Here is a 24,803-nt window from a genome sequence, read left to right as displayed (position 1 = left end):
ATGCTGTTTGGGTTTTCTTGCGCCAGCTACATTGAGCCTATTGATCGCGGATCGATTGAAGTGTGCCTCACGGTAGCAAGCTGGACCAAGATCTAATTAAACTGAGGAGAACACATGACGATTTATCTCAACAACGCCGATTCCATCGGACGTACCCCGCTGGTGAAACTCAACCGCGTCACCGATGGTGCTGGCGCAACGGTATTGGCGAAAATCGAAGGTCGCAATCCAGCCTACTCAGTCAAATGCCGTATCGGCGCCGCCATGGTCGCTGATGCTGAAGCCCGCGGATTGCTTGGTCCAGGCAAAGAATTGATCGAACCTACCAGTGGCAATACCGGAATCGCCCTCGCCTTCGTGGCGGCAGCGAAAGGTATTCCTTTGACTTTAACGATGCCGGAAACCATGAGCGTCGAGCGTCGCAAATTGCTGGTAGCCTTCGGCGCGAAATTGGTGCTCACAGAAGGCGCTAAAGGCATGAATGGGGCGATTGCCAAAGCCGAGGAAATTCGCGCGAGCGATCCAGATCGTTATGTCTTGCTGCAGCAATTCAAGAATCCAGCCAATCCTGCGATCCACGAAAAAACAACTGGTCCGGAAATTTGGGAAGATACTGAAGGCAAGCTCGATATTTTCGTAGCAGGTGTTGGCACCGGCGGCACCATCACTGGCGTATCGCGTTACATCAAACAAACCCAAGGTAAGGCCATCACGACCGTGGCGGTGGAACCTGTTGCGAGTCCCGTCTTGACACAAAAACGCAATGGACAGCCAATTCAACCGGCTCCACACAAAATCCAAGGTATCGGTGCTGGTTTCGTGCCCGACGTTTTGGACTTGTCTTTGGTCGACAGCATTGAACAAGTTTCCAATGAAGAAGCGGTTGAGTACGCGCGCCGCCTCGCCAAAGAAGAAGGCATCTTGGCGGGCATCTCTTGCGGTGCGGCGACAGCAGCTGCCATCCGTTTAGCCAAGAAGCCCGAGAACGCAGGTAAAACGATTGTCGTTGTGCTGCCCGACTCTGGCGAACGTTACTTGAGCTCGGTACTCTTTGAAGGTTACTTTGACGCGAATGGCGTGGCTTTGGCTTAAGCTCCCATCTAGCGGCATCTGCTGATCATAGAATTAACCAGCTGCCTCAAAAACAAAAACCACCGAGATTGTTTGATCTCGGTGGTTTTTTATTGGGATTTTTTGCCACACCGGTCGATACGAAATCGTGCAACAAGGTGACAAGCTTAATTGAAACTAAAAATCCTTCCAAGTCTCCAGATCCACTTGCACGGATCGATCACCACCGGATAGCCATACTTGGCCGTCTTGGATCGTACATTGCAGTTGCATGGTGCGTTCCGCCAGCAAAGCTAATTCTTGGCTGATGTTCGAATCAATATTTCGAACGCATAAATTCTTAGCGCGATCTAAGCGACTATTCATTTGCTTCCACCAAACATCGCTGGCATGGGAGTAGCTATACACGATCACTTTTTCTGAACGGCCACAGGCCTTCAACAAACGACGATCATCGGGCTGCCCCACTTCGATCCACAAGCTGATGGCATCGGTGTAATCCTTTTCCCACAAGTCAGGCTCTTCCGTGTCAGAAATACCTTTCCCGAATGCCAAACGTTCACTGGCATTAAGTGCAAATGCGAGGACACGAATCATCATTCTTTCATCGGTTTCCGATGGGTGACGCGCGATCGTTAAACTGTGATCAGCGTAATAGCCCCTGTCCATATCGGAAATATTGAGATCTGCTTTGTAGATTGTCGATTTTAATGCCATGTTGAATCTTCGTTTTTTCTGCTAAAGGTTTACTGAGTTTGCTAAGTTATTGTCATCATCGAAAGGAAAACGGCGCTTCACGTGTTTGATTTTTCCAAATATCTATTTAAAGATCACCGTCTTATGGCCATTCAAAAGAATGCGATGTTCGACGAAATAATTGACCGCGCGGGCCAACACAACACATTCCACATCGCGACCAATGGCCGTCAATTTTTCTGGGCCCATAGCATGATCTACGCGCTCGACATCTTGTTCGATAATCGGACCCTCATCCAAATCGCCGGTCACAAAGTGCGCTGTTGCACCGATCAATTTCACACCACGATCATGCGCTTGATAATAGGGTTTGGCACCTTTGAAGCTTGGCAAAAACGAGTGATGAATATTGATCGCGCGACCACTGAGCGCTTCACACATCTCGTTCGACAGAATCTGCATATAACGTGCCAACACCACCAACTCGGCTTGATTGGCGGCGATGACTTCCAACACTTTTTGCTCTTGTTGACGCTTCGCTTCCGCACTCGCACCCGTTGCCAAAGGGAGATGGTGGAAGGGAATATTGTAGCTTGCCGCTAATTGATAAAAGTCACTGTGATTCGAAATGATGGCTTTGATCTCAACTGGTAATAGGCCGCTTTTGTAGCGGAACAAGAGATCATTCAAACAATGTCCAATCTTCGACACCATCAACACCACACGTGGTTTGTGATGGGCGTCGTGGAGTTGCCATTGCATACTCAAGGTCTCGGCCACCTGGGAGAAATCAGCGCGCAATTGCGCTTCCTGAATACCCGCCTCATCGACCGAAAAATGTACCCGCATAAAAAACAACTGCGATTGCGCGTCACCAAACTGCGCCGAATCAATGATATTGCAACCATGCTGCGTCAAAAATCCTGAAACGCTATGCACAATTCCGCGTTGATCGGGGCAAGACAAAGTCAAAATGTATTCCGGTGTCGCCATTGCAGGGAGGCCTTTACACAAAATCAAGAAAGAGGGAAAACAAGCATTGTCGCACGTTCCAGCACTTTTTTGCAGGTGCAACAATGGTCTCGCCTAGGTTTAAACATTTATCAAAAACCGCATGGTTCACTGCATCATTGAATTAAAAAAGCACGTCCGTGCTAATTCATGTATAGTGCATGTTTTGCGCGGTGCTTTACCCCGGAACTCAGATCAAGCATTTTCTGTATCTGGCCGTGGGTAGAGATTGTTCTTTAATCGCAAAAGAGCACCCCACGCTACATCGCATCACTTCGCTACAAAACACTAGGAGACATCCTCATGAGCAATTCCGTATTGACCAATCATCAAATTCGCTTAGCTGCCCGCCCTGTTGGCTTGCCGACAGCTGACAATTGGACACATATCAGCGAGCCCGTACGCGAACTTGCCGATGGTGAAATTCTGGTGAAGACCTTATACATTTCCATCGATCCCGCCATGCGTGGCTGGATGAATGGCGGTAAGTCGTATATTCGCCCCGTCGAGATCAATGAAGTGATGCGTGCTGGCGGTGTAGGACGTGTAGTCGCTTCCAAGTCCGACAAATTTAAAGTCGGCGATATGGTCTCAGGCAGCACAGGGGTACAAGAGTATTGGATCGGTGCCGCTGATAGCAAATACGGCGCCTTCTACAAAATTGATCCTAGCTTCGCACCACTGCCGAAGTACCTCAATGCGCTAGGCATGCCAGGGATGACCGCGTATTTCGGCTTGCTCGATGTCGGCATGCCAAAAGCTGGTGAAACCGTGGTGGTTTCTGGCGCTGCTGGTGCGGTTGGTCAAACGGTTGGCCAAGTCGCGAAACAAAAAGGCTGCCGCGTGGTCGGCATCGCCGGTGGTAAAGATAAATGTGATTTTGTGGTCAATGAACTCGGCTTTGATGCCTGCATCGATTACAAAAACAGCTCAGTGAAAGACGGTTTAAAAGAGCATTGTCCCAATGGTGTCGATATTTACTTCGATAACGTCGGCGGCGAAATTCTCGATACCGTGCTGACGCGTATCAATATGAAGGCACGCATCATCATTTGTGGCGCGATCTCGCAATACAACAATACGACGCCAATTCAAGGTCCATCAAATTACCTATCTTTGTTGGTCAACCGCGCCCGTATGGAAGGGATTGTCGTCTTCGACTACGCCCCCCGCTATCACGAAGCCGTCAAAGAAATGGGAATGTGGATGGCGCAAGGCCAATTCCATACACGTGAAGATATCGTCAAAGGCTTGGAGAACTTCCCTGCCACGCTGAACATGCTGTTCGAAGGTAAAAACTTTGGAAAGTTGATTTTGCAAATCGCTGAAGAATAAGCTTCATCAACATCTGCAATCTTCGCTTCAAAAGTATTATCTGATTCACCCTCATGGTGCGCATGGCAATGCTTCGCGCACCTATTTCTGTTTGCACAATTATTTCACCGACAAAACCGAAAGTTTTTTTCATTTTGTTTTATCATCGCCGTTTGATCGATTCCAACACCATCATCAAACCGCAATATAAATACGACGATATGACGACGGCAAGCATCCATGCAGATTTCTTAGTGAAAAGCCCCGGACAACGCGGCTTAGCATTATTGCTTGCTGTTCTACTGACCGTCGGGGTTCTACTTCAGCTCAGTTTATCCACACCACTTGGCCAACCTACACGAGAAGGCTCACGCGAGTTGATCATCAATTGGGTCAAACTCCAAGCACCGCCTGCAGAATTGCCTCGTGTGGATTTGCCACCGATTTCATCAGCGATTTCATCAACGCCACGAGCGAGCAAGCTGCCAAAAAAATCTGAAGCCATTACGGCGCCAAAGATCAGCGAGAGCAAAGCCGACACGATCGCACCAACGACCGAAAAGGCATTGAGCTTTGATAGTGTCAGTGAAAACCTCAAACGCGAACCCACGCCTAATTTGAGTGGCAAACGCTTCGACAGCAACGCTGTCCGCCAAGCCTACGAAGACAGTAAATCAGACATCCAGAAACGTGCTGAAGCCAGCGGCAATTCGCTCGAAGGCCAACGCCTTACCAAACACGAACGCTTTCAAGAAGCCGCCAAAGCAGCAACAAAACCGGATTGCTTACGCCAAGGTGCCAGCATTCTCTCGATCTTCGTAGTCGCCTATCAGGCGGCGACCGATCATTGCAAGTAATCACAGACCTTACATCGCGCAAACTTTGGCATAGATCCATTTTCCCTTTTCGAAATTTCTCTCTTGACAGAAATAAAGTAAATACCTAGACTACAGGCATGGAACTTACACCTGTCAAACAAAAATTCATTCTCCACTGGGGCGAGATGGGCACGCTGTGGGGTGTGAATCGGACCGTTAGTCAAATTCACGCTTTGCTATACATCGTCGGTGTCCCCTTGCCGGCTGAAGAAATCGCAGATACCTTGGGAGTGGCACGTTCGAATGTGTCGAATTCGCTCAAAGAGCTACAGAATTGGAAATTGGTAAAACTGGCGCACGTGATGGGCGATCGACGCGCGCACTTTGAGACTTCCCTAGATGTGTGGGAACTATTTCGCACCGTCGTCAGAGAGCGAAAAGAACGCGAATTTAATCCGACTATAGCGACTTTACAGGCTTGTCTCGATAGCGAAGAGATCGACCAAGAAGATCGCGCGACCAAGATGCGGATTAGCGAGACTTTAGCTCTCATGAAGACCTTAACCAGTTGGACCGACGAGATGTTGCGTTTGGAACCGAGTACCCTGATGAAGTTGTTAAAGATGGGCGCCAAAGTACAGCAATTTGTCCGCGGTGATGAGAACAAACAGAAGTAAGCTTCAATCCGAATTTTAAACGATCAGAGCTAAAACAAGAAAAAACCGGCGTTAGCAAGCAGAACCGAGAGCAGCTAACGCCATTTTTAAAAACCATAATTTCTGTCACGACAGAAATAACAGAATCCAGAGAAAAAATAGCAGTCATCTAGATCAATGAACCGAAATCGATGAAGCAAAGCCTGCATGAATATCGGATCATAGTCACAAAGAATCAGAGCATCGTGGAATAGAAAGGAAAGCATCATGAACCATCATCCATCACCTTACCCACTCACCATTTACTACGACGAGTCATGCCCCTTATGCAAATTAGAAATGGACAATTTGAAGGCGCGCAACCACGCAGAGAAACTACGGTTTATTGACGTCTCTGCCGACGACTTTGCTGATGCGGACATGCCCGTCGATAAAAAAGACATGATGGATATTATTCACGCTCGTACCATCGACGGCGACATCATCAATGGTGTCGAAGTATTTCGCTTAGCGTATTCCGCGGTTGGCTTGGGATGGGTAACCGCGCCGACCAAGCTGCCGGGCATCAAACAACTGAGTGATTGGTTGTATCCCCATATCGCCAAAAATCGCTACCGTTTATCCAACCGCTTCTCTGGTTTGCTCTTCAAAATTGCGCGCGACCGTGCCGCGGCGAGAGCAGCAAAAAACAGCCGCCGCTGCCATGATCAACAATGCTCACGCGAGTGAAGTAAGGCAGAAAAGAACAAAACAAAACAAAACAAAACAAAAACAAAAACAAAAACAATTCGTATCGCAAGGGCTTCCTATTTCAAACGCTTCAAACCCTAGGAGAAGTATCATGAACATTCTCGTCTGCGGAGCCGATGGCTTCATTGGACGCCATGTCTGTCAAAGCTTGCACACAGCGGGCCACACTATCTTACGGACTATAAGTCGACACGCGCAAGATCACAACGAAGGTCGCAAACATCCCAGCGAACACGAGTTAGCGTTTGACTTCAGTACGCCACTGAGTTGCGAGCAATGGGAGAAACGACTCGATATCATCCAACATTTGCACGGCAAAATCGACATTCTCATCAATGCTGTTGGCATCCTCAGAGAGAGCGCTGGCCAAACCTTTGAACAAGTGCACGCCCAGTCTCCAATCGCCCTATTTCAAGCCTGCGCCAAGATCGGCGTCACAGGCATCATCCAAGTATCAGCTTTAGGGCCGAAGCTTGAAAATAGCAATGAAAATTTGGCAGACCATCGTGATCATCAACATGATTTGCACAAATACGAAATGGCACTTTCAAACTATCTAAAAACCAAGCGTCAGGCCGACCTTAGTCTACGACAACTGTCAACTTCCTATTTGATCTTACGTCCCTCTTTGGTGGTTGGTCTCGATGGCGCAAGCAGCCAATTGTTTCGTAGCTTGGCGCGTCTGCCGCTGATTGGTTTGCCCGGCGATGGCGCGCAACAATTGCAGCCCGTGCACATCGATGATTTATGCGAAGCGGTCCAAGTTTTTGTCGATCGGATTGCCGACGGTGAGCACCTGCAATTGACACTCAATGCGGTCGGGCCCGATGCCATGAGCTATCGTGGCATGTTGCAACACTATCGAAGAGCGATGAAGCTGTCTGAAGCATGCTATCTACCGATTCCCATGCCGCTCATGCGTTGGAGCGCTAGGCTCGCGCAATATCTACCACAACGCGTGTTTGCGCCTGAAACGCTGAATATGCTGTGCCAACACAATGTTGCCGATGCCGCTGCGTTCCACGCCTTTTTAGGCCACGCACCACGCGGACCTGAGCAATGGTTTGACGGGCTTCCACCGTATTACCTTGTACAACAAGCGAGCGCTGTGTGGACGCATCTCAGCTTACGCCTGAGTCTCGCGTTGGTTTGGATATTTAGTGGCATCGTGTCTTTGATGATTTTTCCTCGCGAACAAAGCTATGCGCTCTTGAGCTCAGTCGGTATCGGCGGATTGTTTGCGGAACCGGTGTTGATCTTGGCGGCCTTGTTTGACATCGCCCTCGGCATTCTTTGTCTATCTCGTGCAGGAGCATGGCTATGGAAGTTACAAATCACCACAATCATTTTTTACAGTGCACTGATTGCGGTGAACTTGCCTGAATTCATGCAACATCCATTTGGCCCATTACTGAAAAATTTACCGATCCTCGCCATCCTGTTTTTCTTGCTGTGGCATGAGCCGAATTCTACCAAAGCGGACAGGACTAAAATCTATCGAGCAAATTAGCGAGGCACACATGATGAATACCTACCTCTTCATCAAGACCATCCACATCCTCAGCTCTGTGATATTAGTTGGCACAGGATTTGGTTCAGCGTTCTACCTATTCTTTGCGCATCGTAGTCGCAATCTCGAAGCGATTGCTGTAGTGACACGTCTGGTGGTGCGCGCGGATTGGTGGCTCACCACACCGACCATTATCTTGCAACCCTTAAGTGGCATGGCTTTGATGTATTTGGCCGGTTGGACCTTCGACGCGCGCTGGATACAAACTTCGGTGATTTTGTACGTGCTAGCAGGACTTTGTTGGTTGCCTGTGGTCTGGATACAAATCCAACTTCGAAACTTAAGCACGAATGCCTTAACGAGCGGCAAGCCGCTTAGCGTCAAATACTGGAAGTTAGCAAAATACTGGGAAATGCTGGGGTATCCTGCGTTCTTAGCAATGCTGATCATTTATTTCTTGATGACCAATAAACCTCAATAAGCAATGGCTTCTACAACGCACATTATCTCTCCAATGACAGTGTTATTTGAATCAAATGCAATCATCAACTCAACTAAGCGCAGAACCTTAAAAAGCGAATGTCACATTAAAGATCAAACCACCTACTAACTTTAGGTATCAAATTGACTAGCACCGAAGGAAACACTCAAGCTTATAGCGCTTGTTGGTGCTCCCATTCTGAATTAAGATAAGCGGCACATAAAAACTCAAAAAAGCTGTATTGCAGCAGACATACAAGAAAGCCCTCGATGGACAAATCCCTCTCCGACGAAGATGAAGTATTGGTTGTAGAAGATCTTGAAGAAATCATTGATCTGGGCATCAGTAATCCAAACGTTTGGCGCGTTCTCATCGTCGATGATGACGCCGACATGCATCATGTGACGCGCTTAGTTCTGAGCGACTTCAAGTTTCAAGAAAAATCTCTAGAACTCATTTCCGCCTATAGTGCTAAAGAAGCCTTTGAGATCTTGGCTAAGCCCAATGACATCGCCTTAGTACTGTTGGATGTGGTGATGGAAACCGAAGATGCTGGCTTAGTTTTGACACGCCAAATTCGGGAACAACTCAAGAACCAACTGGTGCGCATTGTTCTACGCACAGGTCAATCGGGCAAAGCGCCAGAAACCGAAGTGGTTGCGGCCTACGATATCAACGACTACAAAGACAAGTCCGAACTCACCGTTCAAAAACTACGCACCACGGTTATTTCATCGCTACGGGCTTACAGCAACTTGCTGGAAATGCACAAAACGCTCAAACAGCGCGAAACCCATGATCAAATTCAAAGTGAGTATGTTTCTACAGTCAATCATGAACTCCGCACTCCACTCACATCTATCCATGGTGCTTTAGGCTTATTGGCTAGCGAGACCTTGGTCAGCTTACCGCCAACGGCTCGAAATTTAGTCAAAGTCGCGCTTCGAAACTCCGAGCGGCTCAGTACACTCCTGAGTGACATTATCGACGTTGAGAAAATCGCTTCGGGGACTTTATCGCTTGATTTGCAACGCGTTGATCTGACAGGTCTGACGAAAATCTCGCTCAGCGACAACGAAATTTATGCCACACAAAAGCAGATTCGTTACAACTTAATTGACCCTGTCGTGCCGATTTGGGTGATGGTCGATGCGAATCGCGTGCAGCAGATCTTTGCCAATTTATTGTCGAATGCGGTTCGTTTTTCACCGCAAGCGAGTGAAATCCAAATTCGCCTCCTCGACCAAGGCGAGCATGTTCGCGTGGAAATTCAGGACTTCGGCACCGGCATTCCCGCCGCCTATCACCCGAATATTTTCCATCGTTTCGCGCAAACCAGCGCCAGCGACAATCGTCCGCAGATTGGCACTGGTTTAGGGCTAAGTATTTGCAAGGCTTTGGTGCAGTTAATGGATGGTCAAATCGGCTTTACGTCAGCAGAAAACCAAGGCTCAACCTTCTGGTTCACGCTGCCCATATCGGCACAGATCGACGATTAAGCTAAAGCCAAGTTTGTGGATGAAATAGACTAGCTATCGTTGGCATCATCCACTTCTGCCTCATCGACCCCCAAAAGAGTTTGCGACTGTTCACTGGGCAGAGCCTCTACCAACTTCAACTTGCGATTCATTTGACGGCTACGCGTCTCAGCTTTTTCGATATTGTCGGCGGCGCGTTGCAGTGCAGTTTTGGTCGCTGCCAAGACATCGCCAAACTTGCCGAACTCGGTCTTCACCGCGCCTAAGACCTGCCACACTTCTGAAGAACGTTTCTCCAATACCAAAGTACGGAAACCCATTTGTAAGCTATTCAATAAAGCCGACAAAGTCGATGGACCGGCGATCGAGACGCGATGTGTTCTTTGTAGATCATCCGCCAAACCTGGGCGGCGCATTACCTCGGCATACAAGCCCTCGGTCGGCAAAAACAGAATCGCGAAATCCGTCGTCAATGGCGGCGAGACATATTTATCGGCAATGGTTTTTGCCTCACCACGGATGGCACGTTCCAACTCTTTTCCTGCTTGTGCCACGGCCTCGCTGTCAGCGCGCTCTGCAGCATCGAGCAAACGTTCATATTGTTCCTTAGGGAACTTGGCATCAATCGGCATCCAGACTGGCGCTTTCGCATCATCTTTGCCAGGCAGCTTAATGGCAAATTCAACGCGTTCGTTGCTACCCGGAATGGTCTCGACATTTTTTGCATATTGGTCGGGTGTAAGCATTTGCTCGAGTACCATTTCCAATTGCACTTCGCCCCAGGTGCCACGCGTTTTCACATTGGTCAACACTCGTTTTAGATCGCCAACGCCAACCGCCAACTGTTGCATTTCGCCGAGACCCTGATGCACGCGCTCTAAACGCTCGGATACTTGTTTAAACGATTCACCGAGCCTTTGTTCCAAAGTTGCATGCAGTTTTTCGTCGACCGTCTTACGCATCTCTTCTAATTTACTGGCATTCTCGGCTTGTAGCTGCTGGATCTTCTGTTCCAAGGTCGCTCGAATTTCTGACAAGCGCTGTGCATTCGATTCACTCATACTGGCCAGCGTTTGATTCAGACTATCGGCGAACGCTTTCAAACTGACGCCCTGCTCTTCGCGCGCCGCCTGACTCATTTTCATCAATGCGAGCCGCATCTGCTCAAGCTGTTGCGTATTGCTTTCATTGAGTTTGACCAATTGCTGAGAGAAGGTATCGATTTGATTATTTTGAAGCGTTGCGACGGTCGTGAGTTGCGCCGCCAAGCTTTGCTGAAACTGCAAAAAATTCGAACTCAATTCTTGCCGCGTCGCCTGCGCGCTCGACAAAACTTGTTCCCGCACTGAGCGTTCATGGCGCTCCATCTGCTGCAGTTGTTGTTGATGCTGCTGTTGATATTGCTGCTGACTCTGTTCCAGCAAACTTTGCGATTGAAGCTCGGCATTGGAATCAATGCGCTTCCTTAGCAAAATCACGATCTGCAAGATGAAAATTAATCCGAGGGCACTTAAGGCCACTACTTCGAAAACAGACATATGCCCTCATTCACAAAGTTTTTGAAGTTCTTTCGTCCATGCTGCGCACTAGCATTTTCACTGCGCAAGAAGCACCTCGTTCGATGCGCCGCTCTTTATCATAAGACGCATCGACAAAATCGATTAGCCTGCCCGATTGCGCATCCAGTCTGCGGTTTGCAGAAACGACTGCATCAAATGCTCCTGCAGCTCCTGTGAGATGCCAACATCTTGCATCGCCCATGCCATACAGCGCAGCCACTGATCGCGCTCGGATACGCCGATCGGATAAGGCAAATGACGTGCTCGCAGCCGCGGATGCCCAAACTGTTCGATGTAAAGATTGGGACCACCCATCCATCCCGATAAGAACCAAAACAATTTATCGCGTGAACTATCATTCGGTTGCGGATGCATGGCATTGATCCCGGCGAATTCAGGCTCCAATTGCATCAGGTCATAGAAGCGGTCCACCAGTTCACGCAACTTCTCGGCACCACCGATCAATTCATACAAATTTGATTTTTGTTCTTCGTGTTCCATTTTATTTTTCACTTATACGATCACAAGATCGTTACTACTCTATGCATTGCGTAAACTCAACAAAGGCGGCTGATTCAACACATTCCGTAGGCCCAACCAGCCTCCTAACATCGCACACAGTGCACCAACGACAATCCCCGCAAGCCAGACTGTGGGCGCAAAGGTCCAAGCAAACTTGAAGGCGAATTTCGCCAACACCCAACCAATACAGCTCGCGCCGGTCGCTGCAAAAAAACCAGCCAAGCTACCAACCAAAACAAATTCCACCCACTGCGCTCGCGATAACTGGTTTTTAGTAGCGCCTAAAGCTCGCAGCAAAGCCGCCTCACGCATCCGGACATCTTGCGAGCCTGCCAGTGCTGCGTACAACACCAAGACACCGGAACTGAGCGTGAATAAGAATAGAAATTCAACCGCAGTAATGACTTGATCTAACACATCCTGCAACTGTTTGACGATAGCACCCACGTCCATCACGGTTAGATTAGGAAAATCTCGACTCAATTGACTTGGAAAGTTCTTTTTATCGTCTGGTACGCGGAACGCGGTCACTAGAGTCTGCGGCATGTTTTGCATACTCTTAGGGTTGATAATCACAAAAAAATTGACTCGCATCGAACCCCAATCGAGCTTACGCAAACTACTCACTCGCGCAATGACCTTCTGGCCTGCGATATCGAAACTCAATTTATCACCCAACTTGAGTTGCAAGGTTTTGGCCAAGCCTTCTTCAACCGATGCTTCCGCCTCGTCTGCTGTTGCATCGTCATACCACGTGCCACTGACCACTTGATTCATCGCTGGCAATTCCGCCATCGTCGACAAGTTAAATTCACGCTCGACCAAATTATTCGCCCGTTCTTCTTTATAGGATTTGGGAGTGAGCGTGACGCCGTTAATTTCGATCAAACGACCCCGTATCATCGGATACATGACAGGGCTACCAAAATCACGCAGGCGATCGGCAATCTCTTGTTTTTGATCTGGTTGAATGTTGACGATGAAATGATTTGGCGCGTCCGGCGGCGTGGCTTGCTTCCATGCTGCGATCAAATCCCCACGTACCACGGTCAATAACAACAAGGCCATCAAACCCAAAGATAAAGCGACGACTTGGGTAATGGTCGCACCGGGTCGACGTTGTAGAGCCGTGATGGCGAAGCGCCAAGCGGCGTTACTAGACACATTGCGGACACGCTTTAACAGCTTAATCCCAGCCCACGCCAACAGCGCAAACAAACTCATTCCAAGCAAAAAGCCTAGCGCGACCGTCACACCTACTTTGACGTCACCCGTCTGCCACAGCAACAAAGCGATAAACATCGCCAATCCGATACCATAAGTGAGTAGCACCGATGCTTGCGGTACTTCTTGTTCGCGGCGAATCACGCGGTTATGGGGAACATTACGCAATTGCAAAATGGGAGGCATAGCGAAACCCAGCAGCAACAGCATTCCCACCGCCAAACCTTGCAAGGCAGGCAAAATCGTTGCGCTCGGTAGATCACTCGCCACGAATTTCCCCAGCCATTCCAACAACAGGTAATGACTCAAGTAACCAACCAATACTCCGGCAACACTGCCGACGATGCCCAGCAATGCAAATTCAATCAGATACATCCCTGTCACTTGATTTTGCGTCAGCCCCAAACAGCGCAACATGGCGCAGGCATCGAGGTGTCTTTGCATGAAGCGACGTGCCGCCATGGCAATCGCCACCGCTGACAACATTGCCGACAACACACTCACCATACTCAAGAATTGATCGGCACGATCCAGTGTTGTCCGCAATTGTTCATTGCCGTTCTCGATGGTTTCGATCCGCGTGCCCTTCAACTCTTTGCTTTTAATATCTTGCTCAAGGAAAGTTTGGAATTCGGCGATCTTGGCCTTTTCTCCCGCAATCAAGAACCGATACGTCGCGCGCGAACCATCTTGTATCAAATTCGTTGCCGCAAGATCAGACATGGCCATCATGACGCGTGGAGCGAAGCCTAGAAAGCCTGCGCCGCGATCAGGTTCGGCAGCAATCACTCCAGCGATTTGAAACTGTTGATCGCCGAGACTGATCTTATCTCCAAGCTGAACTTTAAGGCTGGGAAACAGGGCTGCGTCAACCCAAATCGTGCCGCGTTGAGGTCCACCAATCGCAGTTTTGTCTTTCGCTTTTTTGCCCGACGGGGAATTGCTGCTGTCTTCTAGCTTCAAACTTCCACGCAGAGGATATGCGGTCGTCACCGCCTTAATCGTCACCAATTTCGCATTCGCACTGTCGCCCTCACCAGCAATCGCCATACTCGGAAACACGACTGTTTCGGCGATTTGTAGGGAACGCTGTTGCGCGGCATTTTTCCAATCGGCGCGAATCTCTTTGGTCGAACTGACCAACAAATCCGCCGCCAGCACTTGACTCGCATCTCTGGCCAAACCAGCGCGTAATCGGTCGACAAAGAAACCGACCGAAGTCAGTGAAGCAACCGCGACCATCAAGGCGACCAATAAAAATCGCAACTCGCCGGAGCGCCAATCGCGCTGAGTCATCTTCAATGCAAGAAAAAACATAGAGCCTCAATCAGAATGCGAACAGTGTAAAACAAGCAAACCTTAATACTGCTTCAAGATACCAACAAAAATCAGTCGCTCAAGGATTGCAAGCGTTGGTATTCCTGAACACATCAGTGCATTAGCGCATGAGCGCCCTAGTGCTCCAACTCCATGCATGTGCGTCGAGCCTTGCTTTGCCTCGGTCTAATTTCCTAAAGCCTGTTGAAAATCATGCAGAATGTCATCCGTATCTTCAATCCCCACCGACACACGAATCAAGGAATCATTAATCCCCATTTCTGCTCGACGTGCCGGTCCCATTTCGAAGAAGATGGTGTGAGCTACTGGAATTACAAGTGTGCGTGTGTCACCCAAATGCGTAGCATTGATCGCTAACTTGAGACGATTCAAATAATCGAAACAATCGATCTCTGGCTGCAACTCAAAACTAAACAGCGCCCCGTAAGCTTTGAAAAGCTGCAAAGCTAAAGCATGTTGTGGATGCGATGCGAGTCCAGGGTAGTGAACCTTGGCGACCCGCGGATCAGCTTCCAACATACTAGCGATCGCCATCGCATTCGCACTTTCGCGTTCCATGCGCAGGGCAAGGGTCTCGGCGCCGACTGCGATTTGATGGGCGGCATCCGGGCTTAAACTCGCACCAAAATCTCGCAGTGCTTTGGCGCGCAATTGCGCCAAACCTTGTGCCGCGGGCGCTTGCTTGCGGAAGTTAGGGGCGATGTGCGGATAGGCGCTCCAATCAAATAGCCCCGTGTCTGTCAAGGCACCGCCGAGTACATTGCCATGGCCAGCGATCGACTTCGTCAAAGAATTCACCACCAAACCCGTCCCCACCGCTTTTGGTTTAAAAAGGTAGGGTGAAGTCATCGTATTATCAACCACATACAGAATGCCGCGTTGACGGCACAATTCACCGATACGCGCCAAATCAGCGATTTGGGTACGCGGATTGGCAATCGTCTCGACAAAAACCATACGCGTATTTTCTTGCAATACGGATTCGACATTCTTCACATCGGTGGCATCGACCAAAGAGAGTTCCAAGCCTTGATCGGCACAAGTCTGCCACACGCTATTCGTATTCCCGAACAAAAATCCTGAGGAAACGATGTGATCGCCTTTACGTAGCAAACCTTGAAACACGGCACCGATCGCCGCCATCCCTGTGGCAAAACAAATCGAACCAATACCGTCTTCCATTTTCGTAATCTTCTCTTCAAGCGCAGACACGGTCGGGTTGCCTTGACGACCATAGCGATACCCGCTTTGCTTCCCTTGAAAAACCTCCGCCAAATCGCGCGCATCGGCATAACCAAATGTCACAGAGTTGTGCACGGGCTTATGCGGTGAGCCATGCTCAATATTTTTTTGGCGGTCGTTATGGAGGACGGTGGTGGTAAAACCGTAAGAAGGACGGGTACTCATAGCTGGCGTATCAGGGATGAATGAAAAGTTGGCAAAATCTTTAGCTTGTTCTGAGCATCTTTGCTTAAGCGCGGCGCAAAATCAAAGATACACGAACGAATTTGTAAGAGTTTAACCCAGATTGCCAGAATCGCCCTTGCCTCAGCGGAGAAATCGCCGCCTAGTCGCTTGATTGAAGCGCGATGCACAGTCTAGGTCGAGCTGTGAGGCGCTAATTCAATCATTCTAGATCGGTATCATTGAACGAAAAAAAGCGAATCACCCAAAGATGATTCGCTAAAAACTTCAAAAAGACTTAGATCGTGCTAAGTCACTACTCTCATGCATCGCGGTGATCACACTCCACAGTGCCTAGTGTAGTGTTTTGAGATCTGCATCAAATCACAAAATCTATACCACTGCGCCCTTGTTCAGGTCACAGATCTCAAAGCAATAGACTGGCTAGCGTGAATGCATTTCTGATCAGTCGGTTCAAAATGCATCTGAACCGACTGAACCTCATCCGTAATGAATGCCGTCACGGTATGACCGAAACTATTTACGTTCGATTTTTTCGACTTTCTCTGTTTTTTCGAGACCGTCTTTCATGATCACTTTCATTTCTTTCGCTAGATCGCGCACCTTATAATCGCTCGGTGCGACGAATTGACTCGCCGCGACTTCCTCGCGTTTCAAATTGGTCAAACGATAAATGCGGTCACCAGAACGCGGATCGCTATGTTTGGAATACACGACCAACTGCAGTTCTGGGGAGGTCCACACTTCATCGCTGACCACTAACGCTTGCGCATTACCGATTTCACCAGCTGGAATTTCATAGCTCGTCAGCTTACCTTCGGCCTTCACGCCTTCAATCTCTTTTGTTCCTAAGGTCTTTGATTGTTTTTTCGCGGCCCATTTACTGTCGGCAAACAAGCGCATAAAAGCACCATCTGGACCATTGGCTAACATTCCGATTGCGGATCCATGTTCAGGTCCGCGCACATCAATCGTAATCTCTTTGCCTTGCATGTGATTGGTTGCACTAGTGGTCGCGCTCGTGCTGGAGAGCTCTCCGCCCTCTACGCGTCGAACAACGACTGTTTTTTCGCCAGGTTTAGCATCGCCTACGATGGCTCGAACTTCGACATTCTCACCGCCCTCTTTCCCCTTGCGGATTTTCTCAACATTGATTTCACGAATACCGCCAGCTGGTAACTTACCACCAACGAAATTCACTTTAGTTTCGAGTTTGGTTGCCGTCTTGGTCGCTGGATTCAAAGTCAACACCGATCCTGCCGGATCAGAAATCATGATTTGTGTTGTTTCACCTTTCGCATTTCTGACTTCAGTGCGACTGCGCCCTGCACTATCACGGAAGTTGAGCATACTGGACTTGCTACTAATGGTATTACCATCAGCCAGTTTCTGCACTGTTTCACTGATCGCTTCAGCGCTATACGGCGCGTTCTTCACGGGTTCAGCAGAAGAGAAAAAATGCATGCCGCCATTAGATGTCGTGAAGAAGCTGGCTTTCTCAGGAAAGACACTGGTCTCGGTACGAGTCGTGGTTTGACCATTATTCATCACCATCACTTGCGTACGCACTTCCATTTTCTTGTCGGTTTGCGGATCATCCGGGTCGCCCATCGCTCCAACAGATGCACTCGCTGTACCCATGCTCAAGGCGAGTAAGGCTGCTCCTATCAATTGACTCATGTAGTTGTGCTGGATTTGCTTCTGCACAATTTGTTTCTGCTCCATTAATTTCATCTTCACATCCTCCACGCTTTGCTATTTCAAACTATGCGGCACAAACCGCACAGCCAAGGGTTGATTATTCGCGCCATACAACATTTCTGCCGTTGAACTTCCTCCAACTTGATCTGGGCTCACACTAATGCCCATACTCGCTAACATCGCATGCGGCACTTCTGCTTGCACAATGCGCATATTGTCTTGCATGACAATTTCTTCGCCACTGCCGAGTGCTACAAAAGGAATATTTTCCGAATGCAGATCCTCTACGCCCGCGTTTCCAAAGGCAATTGGGGAAGCCGAGGGCGACCAATCCTGATCCAGACGCGAGGTTTGAATCGTTACACTCAAGGTCAAAATGGCGACCGCAATGCCACTCGCCCATTGCCAATACATCTCACCAATCCGTTGGTACCATGGCGCTGGACGATGCTGCGCTTTAAATTTGGCCATCAGTGCCAATTCCACCTGTGATGGCATCGTTTGCGTTTGCATCTCTTGCCGCAACACTCCAATCCAAGGACGCAAAATCGCATCCACCTCCTCTGGTGTGGTCGGTTTCAATTCACTATTGTGTTCTTCGGGGTACTGCATACATGTCACTTTCTGACTAATTACTTTCTCTTCGACGCACTTCGATCATCCGATAATCAATCATCAAAATACTCATCATCAAATTGTGCATATTTTTCTGATCCAATTTCTCTGATCCGAATGAATCCTAGGCTGATTTAGCATGTTCGCCTTGCCATGCTTGCAAACGCTCGGCCAAGGCTTGCCGTGCTCGTGATAGTCTCGAGCGAACGGTACCTACATTAATTTGACAAATTTCCGCAATTTCCAAGTAAGTCAATTCTTCCATCTCAAACAAAATCAGGACATCACGATAGTGGGCTGAGAGGCTAGCAATGGCCGCACGTAAATCCTCCGCCATTTCATTGTGTAGAAGTCGTTGCAAGGGTGTGGGACTTTCACACATCACCTCCTCGCATTCTTCATCCTCTTCGTCACCGCCACTAGATCGAATAGGTGGCACCCCAAACCGGCGTTGGCTGGCGTCGTGCTTCAAGGCTAAATTACGGATCACGCCAAACAAAAAGAATTGCAGGCTTCCTAATAAGGGATCAAAGCGATATTGATTTTGCATCAATCCCATAAAAACTTCTTGCACTAAATCCGCCGCTGCAGATTCCGAGCCAGTACGCAATAAGGCATAGCGATACAAAGCCGCTTGGTGACGACGATACAAGGCCGCAAAGGCGGCGGCATCACCTTGCTGCATCTGTCTCCACAATTGTGTATCGCTTACTACCTCGACCATTCCCTACTAATCTCTCTATGAACTACGCCTGTATTTACCGAAAAAGCGCTTGCGATTAGATTTCTTGGAAGCACCAAGGCAAGCTAACTTTTTGTATTCCAATGGCGGAATCAAAAAGTTCCAAAAGAATGAAAGTATTTCGAAAAAATGCTGTTTTATGACGCTAAGACGTGCCGACTTAAGATTTGAGGTGTGGGTTTAAAGTTTGATGCTTGAGGTTTGAGAAGCCTAATATCAGACAAAGCGATTCAACACCCAGTAGCACCTGCGTTGGCTTGCTGTTGGCATTTGAGTTCGGGGTTACTGGCGCGATAGATTGACTCGAGGCGATCAGCTTGCGCTTTTTCGTCGGCATTCAGTGGTGCATAGGCCCTCCCCACTTTCCAGCCATAAGCCCAGCGGTAGCTGGTAAAGAAGTACGGGCCGCCGCCCAGGCGAACTCCATCAAACATCAAATTCGCCAGCACAGGGTTTTTCGTGGACTTTTGCACACAATCTTTCAGGGCAAGATCTGCAGCCATTCGTTCTTGCTCTGTTCCACCTCGCCAGTAGGCGAGATCGTGCACTAAACAGCAACTACACCAATCGGCTCTCGTAATGTAGGCGCGATCAGGAAAAAGACTGCAACCATCCGTCGAAAATGGCTGCAAGCCAGATTCGAATGCGCTCATATTGGCACAGCCCGCTAAAGAAGCGGCGATGAGAAATCCAAAGATTCTCGTGCCAAGGAAGACATTTTTCGGAGAAAAAAAGTGAGTGAAGCGCGGCATGAGCGTAATGAAGGTTTTGATGTACAAAAAAAGAGGCCTGCCTAGTATGCAAGGCGCGCCTCTTTTTTGCAAACTTTACAGGCTCCACTGCTTCTATTAGGAGCCACACCTCAATCCGCAGTAATGAGCAACTTGAAAGGCAAGCGCCTCTATTCTTGAATGAAAAAATCCTCAATCAAACGCGCCAATACTTCTGGTTGATCATGGTGCAGCATATGTCCAGCATCCATCACGACTTCTGCCTTCAGTTGCGGTATAAATTTCATGCGGCGATCAATTTCAGCACGCGCTTCTTCCTTCGCACCGATCATGCGCCAGATATCAGTGTCGTTCGCTTCTACCCACAACACTGGCGCGGTAATACTTTGCCAGCATTCCAACACTTCATCGACGTGATAGAGCAAAGGTGACGAATTTTTGTGTGCAGGGTCGGCCAACAATTCCCACTGCCCTTGCGCATTTTCTTTGGCCCAATGTTGAGCCAAATAGGCTGCACGATCGTCGCGTAAGCGCGGATTCGTCTTTTGCAAACGAGCGGCCACTTCCGCAGCACTGGCGTAGGGACGCAGCGTTGGTACTTGGCGCAATTCTTCCAGCCATTTACGGTAACGGCCTGGCGCTTGTTTCGCCTGCGTCATCGGCATACCAAAGCCTTCCAGATTGACCAACTTAGCAATCCGTTCTGGACGAACCCCTGCATAAATCATCGAGATATTTCCGCCCATGCTATGCCCCACCAAATTCACCGGCGCATCGGGAGAGAAATGCTCCAGAATGGCATCCAGGTCTGCGACATAGTCGGGGAACCAGTAACTTTCGACTTTCGGGTACTCGGTTAAACCAAAACCGCGCCAATCCGGTGCGATGACATGCCAATCACGCGCTAGGCAATCCACTACAAACTGAAATGAGGCCGCCACATCCATCCAACCGTGCACCATGAACAACTTAGGCGCATCGGGATTTCCCCAATGACGGAAATGCATATTGAGCCCACGCAGAGCGACGAATTCAGAGCGACTTGATTTCATAATGTTGACCTAAAGACATAAATAGAACGACCGTTCGATTATTATACTCGATTACGGATGTTTGTCTCAGGCATGTCAAAAACCGGTTCAAATCCCAAAGAAATGACCTTGGTTCTTGAGCTTTCAATGCAATTTTTGAAATTTATAAACGGCCAGATTGCGACGTGCGAAAAAGTCCATAGCTCGGAACTCGACGTCAATCTCGGAGGGAAGAAAAGTGCGGGAGGCCAAAATAAATTAAAAAATTTTAGACCTAGTGCCGAGGCACTCATTTCATCGCCATAAATACGGCAGGATCAAATCGAACATAATCGCCAACTTTTACCTTAAAGTCGGCGGTCGCAGGAGTGTCGCGTAACTCAGCGACGGCGAAGGGATGTTGCACTTGAATGATTTTTGCGATCCCCATGCTGACTTGTGGGATGCCATATTGCAGGGGTTTCGCTTGTGTGGAACTGAGTCCCAAGGTCGGCAATTGATCATATTGTGCGACCACCAGCGCAGGATCGCCGACCACAAGATTTGACTGCACGCCAGCATCGAGCACAATGCGGTCACCTTTGATATCGAGAATGCGCGCCATCATCGGGTATGGTGCTAAATCTTGACGTATCCACCCCACCGCCTCTTGTAGAACACTGTCGAGCGCTTTACCAAAACTAGTCGCATAAAAAGCGACGCTACCAAAGGCCTTATCGCGCCCAACCTTTGCGTCATCTTCCGCGGGACGATAGAGATGATGACGTGAAATGAAGGCGCCACTAATCCCATCATAAATGGCGAAGTCGATTTCTATCTGCCGCTTACGCGTTTCCCACAAACCCCAATACTTGGAATCAGTACGCACACCTGCATTGCGAATCTCACCTGCGATCACGAACTGCGCGTCATTTTCAGCGGCGACTTGACGTACCAACTGGGCACTTGGGGTCTCTTGTTGAAAATCATAAGACAATAGATTCTTAGACTGGCGGACCAGAAAGTTACCAGAACGCTGCAATCGTTCTAACAACTCACGTGGCACGCCTTGCGCCACGTCGTCGAGATCCTGTACTTGCAGCGGCATATTGACTGCAAATCCGGTCATCACAATCTTTTTCTTCAAGACGCGTTCAGCGACAAGATTCTCCGTTTTCACAGGTTTAACGAAAAGACCGCAGGAGCTCAAGCTCAAAGCAGTAGCCGCCAGCAAGACATATAACCCCAAGACTTGGACCACCCGCACGAGCGCAGATCGCTCTTTTGATATTGGTACCATTTTCATAGCTGCCGCCCCACCTCATCAAACAATCAACCAATCACAATGACTCAGGATCCATTATGCAGGCTGCACGGCTGACTACAAATCGATAATACAGGGCATTTTCTAGCTTAATTCGCTTGCATAGCTTCCAGCTCAGTTTCCGTGAAACCAGCGGCGAGCCGCGCTTCCAGATTAAACGGCGCGCGTAATTGGGGTGCTCGGAATCGTCGCGCTAACTCTTTGAAGGTCGTGATGGGATTCAAATTACGTTGTTGGCACAAATAGGCATACCACCGATTGCCAATCGCAACATGTCCAATCTCATCCCGCAGAATGATATCGAGAATCTCAGCGGCCGCGTGATCTCCAGTCTGCGCGATTTTCGCTCTTAGAGCAGGCGTTGCATCGAGACCGCGCGCCTCCATGGTTCGAGGAACTAATGCCATCCGCCACAACACATCGGGGCCGGTATTCTCAGCCAACTCCCATAAACTATTATGCGCAGGGAAATCACCATAGTGGTACCCCATCGCCTGCAAATGAGCATCGAGCAGACTAAAGTGATAGGCTTCTTCTTGCGCCACTTGCAGCCAATCTTCGTAATACTGCGCTGGCATATTCGCAAAGCGCCAAATAGCGTCTAAGGCGAGATTGATCGCATTAAATTCGATATGGGCTAAGGCGTGTATAAGAGTGGCTCGTCCTTCCGGAGTGTTCATCGCCCGTCTTTTGACTGCCAAAGGCGGCACCAGTTCCGGCCGCTCAGGTCGTCCCGGAATTCCTGCCATGCCTTGCAGCTCTGCCTCACAGTTGAGCTCAAGTCGGCCGGCCTGCCACGCTTCACGTAAAGCAGTTGCGGCAATGGCTTTTCGCTGGGGGTTTGGCTCGGCTAAGACTTGTAAGGCTTGCTGCCGAAGTTCCTTACCATTGCTTGTGCTTGACTCCATCGCATCAATTTGCAATTGATTAATATTTGTAGAATCGCTAATTTTATTAGGGGACTTCGTGGAATTCATGGAGCAGCGGTAAAATGATGGTTTGCGATGTGAGTCCGCTATTTTACGAAATAATGCGCTCTAGTATGCGACGAAAGTCGATTCACACTTCGCTTTCAAGCGTTTGATCACGACTTTTTGATCTAAAACAGATCGGACCGATCGACCACATAATCGCTAAACCCATTATTGAACGAGAATTTATGGCCATTTATCAGCTCGGCGACACTGCACCAGAAATCGATCCATCGGCTTTTATTGCGGAGACTGCAAAAGTCATTGGGAAAGTGAAAATCGATGCGAAAGCGAGCATTTGGTTTGACGTCACGATCCGTGGCGACAATGAATTGATCCATATCGGCGAAAACAGCAATGTGCAAGAAGCCTGCATATTGCATACTGACCCGGGCTATCCGCTGAAAGTTGGCACGGGCGTCACGGTTGGCCATCAAGCCATGTTACATGGTTGTGAGATTGGCGACGGTTCTCTGATTGGCATTCAAGCAGTTGTTCTAAACGGCGCTAAGATCGGCAAAAATTGCTTGGTTGGTGCCGGCGCCTTAGTCACAGAAGGAAAGGAATTTCCGGACAACTCACTGATCGTGGGAGCACCAGCAAAAGTCGTCCGTGAACTCACGCCCGAAGCTTTGGCCGGCATCAAAGCCAACGCAGCAAATTACGTGCAACGCGGCCAAGACTTCAAAACCAAGCTTAAGCGCATAGGCTAAGACGAACGACGGCGATCTTGTACCCGAAGCGTCATTCTGAAAAAGGAAAAGTATCTGCAAATTTTGTGAGCATGGCACAGAGCACCTTTTCCGGGTTCTCATTGGCGCATTTTTATGAAACACATTCGATTTACAGCAGCAAAAAGAAGCAAAGGAAACACGTGAAAGACCAACTTCAGAAATTTATGTTTGAACACGCCGGTGTGCGTGGTGAACTCGTCGAGTTGCCAAATACTTGGCGAGAAATTTTGTCGTACCAACAGTATCCCAAAGCGGTCCAGTCTATTTTGGGTGAACTATTGGCTGCAGCGACTTTGTTGAGTGCCAATCTCAAATTTAATGGCACCATGATTATGCAAATCCATGGTGATGGTCCGGTACGATTATTGGTTGTTGAATGCGATGCTTCTCTCAATCTGCGCGCTACGGCAAAACTTGCACCGGATGCCGTCATTGCTGATGACGCGAGTCTAACTGAACTTGTGCACAGCCATGGTCAAGGCAGATTCGTCATTACTCTCGATCCGAATGACAAACTACCGGGGCAGCAAGCTTACCAAGGTATCGTGCCTCTGGACGGTGAATCAGTCGCCACGATTATCGAAAACTATATGATGCGCTCAGAGCAGCTTGACACCAAATTATGGCTGGCGGCAGATGACCAAGTTGCGCGCGGCTTGCTACTGCAAAAACTACCAAAGCATGGTGGCACCGAAGCCAGTGTCGAAGATGAAACCGAGGCGTGGAATCGGGCGGCGATGCTCGGCGGCACGCTCAAACAGGAAGAGCTTTTATCGACCGACATCCAAACACTGATGACACGCTTATTCTGGGAAGAAACACTCAGAGTGTTTGATCCGGTGTTCCCAGCCTTTCATTGCAATTGCAACCGTGAGAAAGTTGGCAATATGCTCAAGATGTTAGGTCGCGAAGAGGTCGATGCGGCCGTCGCTGAACTCAACACATTGAGTATCAACTGTGATTTTTGTGGCAAGCTCTATGCCTTCGATCAAGTTGACTGTGCACAGCTTTTCGCCACCGACAGCCTCAGTGATGGCACGTCCGAAGCCAACCAGGTGAAGCACTAAACGGCAAGGCATTCGCTCGTTTGCAACAGCGAATGCCTTCTATCATAAAGCGCTT

General features: G+C 48.9%; 23 protein-coding genes. 10 read left to right on the top strand and 13 right to left on the bottom strand.

Annotation, left to right across the window (positions count from 1 at the left end; all coding sequences use genetic code 11):
- The first annotated feature begins 114 nt into the window (after nt 1–114).
- Entirely contained in the window at nt 115–1,092 is a 978-nt protein-coding gene (cysK, locus tag RF679_RS06950) for a cysteine synthase A (RefSeq protein WP_309483494.1), read from the top strand.
- A 156-nt stretch (nt 1,093–1,248) separates the two neighbouring features.
- Here cysK and RF679_RS06945 read toward each other — a convergent pair whose 3' ends face one another.
- Both RF679_RS06945 and purU read right to left on the bottom strand, forming a co-directional pair.
- On the bottom strand, nt 1,249–1,788 hold the full coding sequence (locus tag RF679_RS06945; RefSeq protein ID WP_309483493.1) for a YaeQ family protein: 540 nt from the start codon (nt 1,786–1,788) through the stop codon (nt 1,249–1,251).
- Nucleotides 1,789–1,890: 102 nt separating this feature from the next.
- Nucleotides 1,891–2,760, bottom strand: coding sequence for a formyltetrahydrofolate deformylase (gene purU, locus RF679_RS06940; protein ID WP_309483492.1), 870 nt, complete (start codon nt 2,758–2,760; stop codon nt 1,891–1,893).
- 321 nt (nt 2,761–3,081) lie between these two features.
- Between purU and RF679_RS06935 the strand changes: the two genes are divergently transcribed.
- From RF679_RS06935 to RF679_RS06905, 7 genes are all read left to right on the top strand, one after another.
- The gene (locus tag RF679_RS06935; protein WP_309483491.1) at nt 3,082–4,113 is read left to right on the top strand and encodes an NADP-dependent oxidoreductase; all 1,032 of its coding nucleotides are present in this window, start codon (nt 3,082–3,084) and stop codon (nt 4,111–4,113) included.
- 62 nt (nt 4,114–4,175) lie between these two features.
- Nucleotides 4,176–4,949, top strand: a complete 774-nt coding sequence (locus tag RF679_RS06930) for a hypothetical protein (protein ID WP_309483490.1) — start codon at nt 4,176–4,178, stop codon at nt 4,947–4,949.
- A gap of 98 nt (nt 4,950–5,047) precedes the next feature.
- Nucleotides 5,048–5,587: a GbsR/MarR family transcriptional regulator gene (locus RF679_RS06925; RefSeq protein WP_309483489.1), complete on the top strand. Its 540-nt coding sequence runs from the start codon at nt 5,048–5,050 to the stop codon at nt 5,585–5,587.
- A 246-nt stretch (nt 5,588–5,833) separates the two neighbouring features.
- Nucleotides 5,834–6,295 (top strand): thiol-disulfide oxidoreductase DCC family protein, encoded by a 462-nt coding sequence (locus RF679_RS06920; protein ID WP_309483488.1) that lies wholly within the window; start codon nt 5,834–5,836, stop codon nt 6,293–6,295.
- A gap of 112 nt (nt 6,296–6,407) precedes the next feature.
- The gene (locus RF679_RS06915) at nt 6,408–7,826 is read left to right on the top strand and encodes an SDR family oxidoreductase (RefSeq protein WP_309483487.1); all 1,419 of its coding nucleotides are present in this window, start codon (nt 6,408–6,410) and stop codon (nt 7,824–7,826) included.
- Between the two features lie 13 nt (nt 7,827–7,839).
- Nucleotides 7,840–8,307: a DUF2269 family protein gene (locus RF679_RS06910; protein WP_309483979.1), complete on the top strand. Its 468-nt coding sequence runs from the start codon at nt 7,840–7,842 to the stop codon at nt 8,305–8,307.
- Nucleotides 8,308–8,576: 269 nt separating this feature from the next.
- Nucleotides 8,577–9,806, top strand: a complete 1,230-nt coding sequence (locus RF679_RS06905; protein WP_309483486.1) for a sensor histidine kinase — start codon at nt 8,577–8,579, stop codon at nt 9,804–9,806.
- 29 nt (nt 9,807–9,835) lie between these two features.
- On the opposite strand, the gene RF679_RS06900 is transcribed toward RF679_RS06905, so the two are convergent.
- The 11 genes from RF679_RS06900 to RF679_RS06850 form a co-directional block, all read right to left on the bottom strand.
- The gene (locus tag RF679_RS06900) at nt 9,836–11,323 is read right to left on the bottom strand and encodes a DNA recombination protein RmuC (protein WP_309483485.1); all 1,488 of its coding nucleotides are present in this window, start codon (nt 11,321–11,323) and stop codon (nt 9,836–9,838) included.
- 123 nt (nt 11,324–11,446) lie between these two features.
- A complete protein-coding gene (locus RF679_RS06895) occupies nt 11,447–11,845 on the bottom strand; it encodes a group II truncated hemoglobin (RefSeq protein ID WP_309483484.1) in 399 nt (132 codons plus the stop codon).
- 39 nt (nt 11,846–11,884) lie between these two features.
- Nucleotides 11,885–14,407: an ABC transporter permease gene (locus RF679_RS06890; protein WP_309483483.1), complete on the bottom strand. Its 2,523-nt coding sequence runs from the start codon at nt 14,405–14,407 to the stop codon at nt 11,885–11,887.
- A 186-nt stretch (nt 14,408–14,593) separates the two neighbouring features.
- Complete coding sequence (locus RF679_RS06885) at nt 14,594–15,835, bottom strand: cystathionine gamma-synthase family protein (RefSeq protein WP_309483482.1); 1,242 nt, start codon at nt 15,833–15,835, stop codon at nt 14,594–14,596.
- A gap of 534 nt (nt 15,836–16,369) precedes the next feature.
- A complete protein-coding gene (locus tag RF679_RS06880) occupies nt 16,370–17,587 on the bottom strand; it encodes a hypothetical protein (protein ID WP_309483481.1) in 1,218 nt (405 codons plus the stop codon).
- A 21-nt stretch (nt 17,588–17,608) separates the two neighbouring features.
- Nucleotides 17,609–18,166: a hypothetical protein gene (locus RF679_RS06875; RefSeq protein ID WP_309483480.1), complete on the bottom strand. Its 558-nt coding sequence runs from the start codon at nt 18,164–18,166 to the stop codon at nt 17,609–17,611.
- A gap of 127 nt (nt 18,167–18,293) precedes the next feature.
- Nucleotides 18,294–18,854 (bottom strand): RNA polymerase sigma factor, encoded by a 561-nt coding sequence (locus RF679_RS06870; RefSeq protein ID WP_373921746.1) that lies wholly within the window; start codon nt 18,852–18,854, stop codon nt 18,294–18,296.
- Between the two features lie 287 nt (nt 18,855–19,141).
- Nucleotides 19,142–19,564 (bottom strand): hypothetical protein, encoded by a 423-nt coding sequence (locus tag RF679_RS06865; RefSeq protein ID WP_309483478.1) that lies wholly within the window; start codon nt 19,562–19,564, stop codon nt 19,142–19,144.
- Nucleotides 19,565–19,812: 248 nt separating this feature from the next.
- Entirely contained in the window at nt 19,813–20,694 is an 882-nt protein-coding gene (locus RF679_RS06860; RefSeq protein WP_309483477.1) for an alpha/beta fold hydrolase, read from the bottom strand.
- Nucleotides 20,695–20,962: 268 nt separating this feature from the next.
- Nucleotides 20,963–21,958: a flagella assembly protein FlgT middle domain-containing protein gene (locus RF679_RS06855; RefSeq protein WP_309483476.1), complete on the bottom strand. Its 996-nt coding sequence runs from the start codon at nt 21,956–21,958 to the stop codon at nt 20,963–20,965.
- 107 nt (nt 21,959–22,065) lie between these two features.
- Nucleotides 22,066–22,884 (bottom strand): ferritin-like domain-containing protein, encoded by an 819-nt coding sequence (locus tag RF679_RS06850; RefSeq protein ID WP_373921761.1) that lies wholly within the window; start codon nt 22,882–22,884, stop codon nt 22,066–22,068.
- A 251-nt stretch (nt 22,885–23,135) separates the two neighbouring features.
- On the opposite strand from RF679_RS06850, the gene RF679_RS06845 reads away from it, so the two are divergent.
- Together RF679_RS06845 and hslO are read left to right on the top strand one after the other, a co-directional pair.
- Nucleotides 23,136–23,660 carry a gamma carbonic anhydrase family protein gene (locus RF679_RS06845; RefSeq protein WP_309483474.1) on the top strand — a complete coding sequence of 175 codons (525 nt, stop codon included), beginning with the start codon at nt 23,136–23,138 and terminating at the stop codon, nt 23,658–23,660.
- Between the two features lie 161 nt (nt 23,661–23,821).
- Complete coding sequence (gene hslO, locus RF679_RS06840) at nt 23,822–24,748, top strand: Hsp33 family molecular chaperone HslO (RefSeq protein ID WP_309483473.1); 927 nt, start codon at nt 23,822–23,824, stop codon at nt 24,746–24,748.
- The last annotated feature ends 55 nt before the right edge of the window (nt 24,749–24,803 follow it).

Origin of the sequence: Undibacterium cyanobacteriorum (genome assembly GCF_031326225.1) — a bacterium.
GTDB classification, from domain to species: Bacteria; Pseudomonadota; Gammaproteobacteria; order Burkholderiales; family Burkholderiaceae_D; genus Undibacterium; species Undibacterium cyanobacteriorum.
The sequence above is the reverse complement of the archived record's forward strand: the minus strand, read 5'-3'. Positions and strand labels throughout refer to the sequence as shown.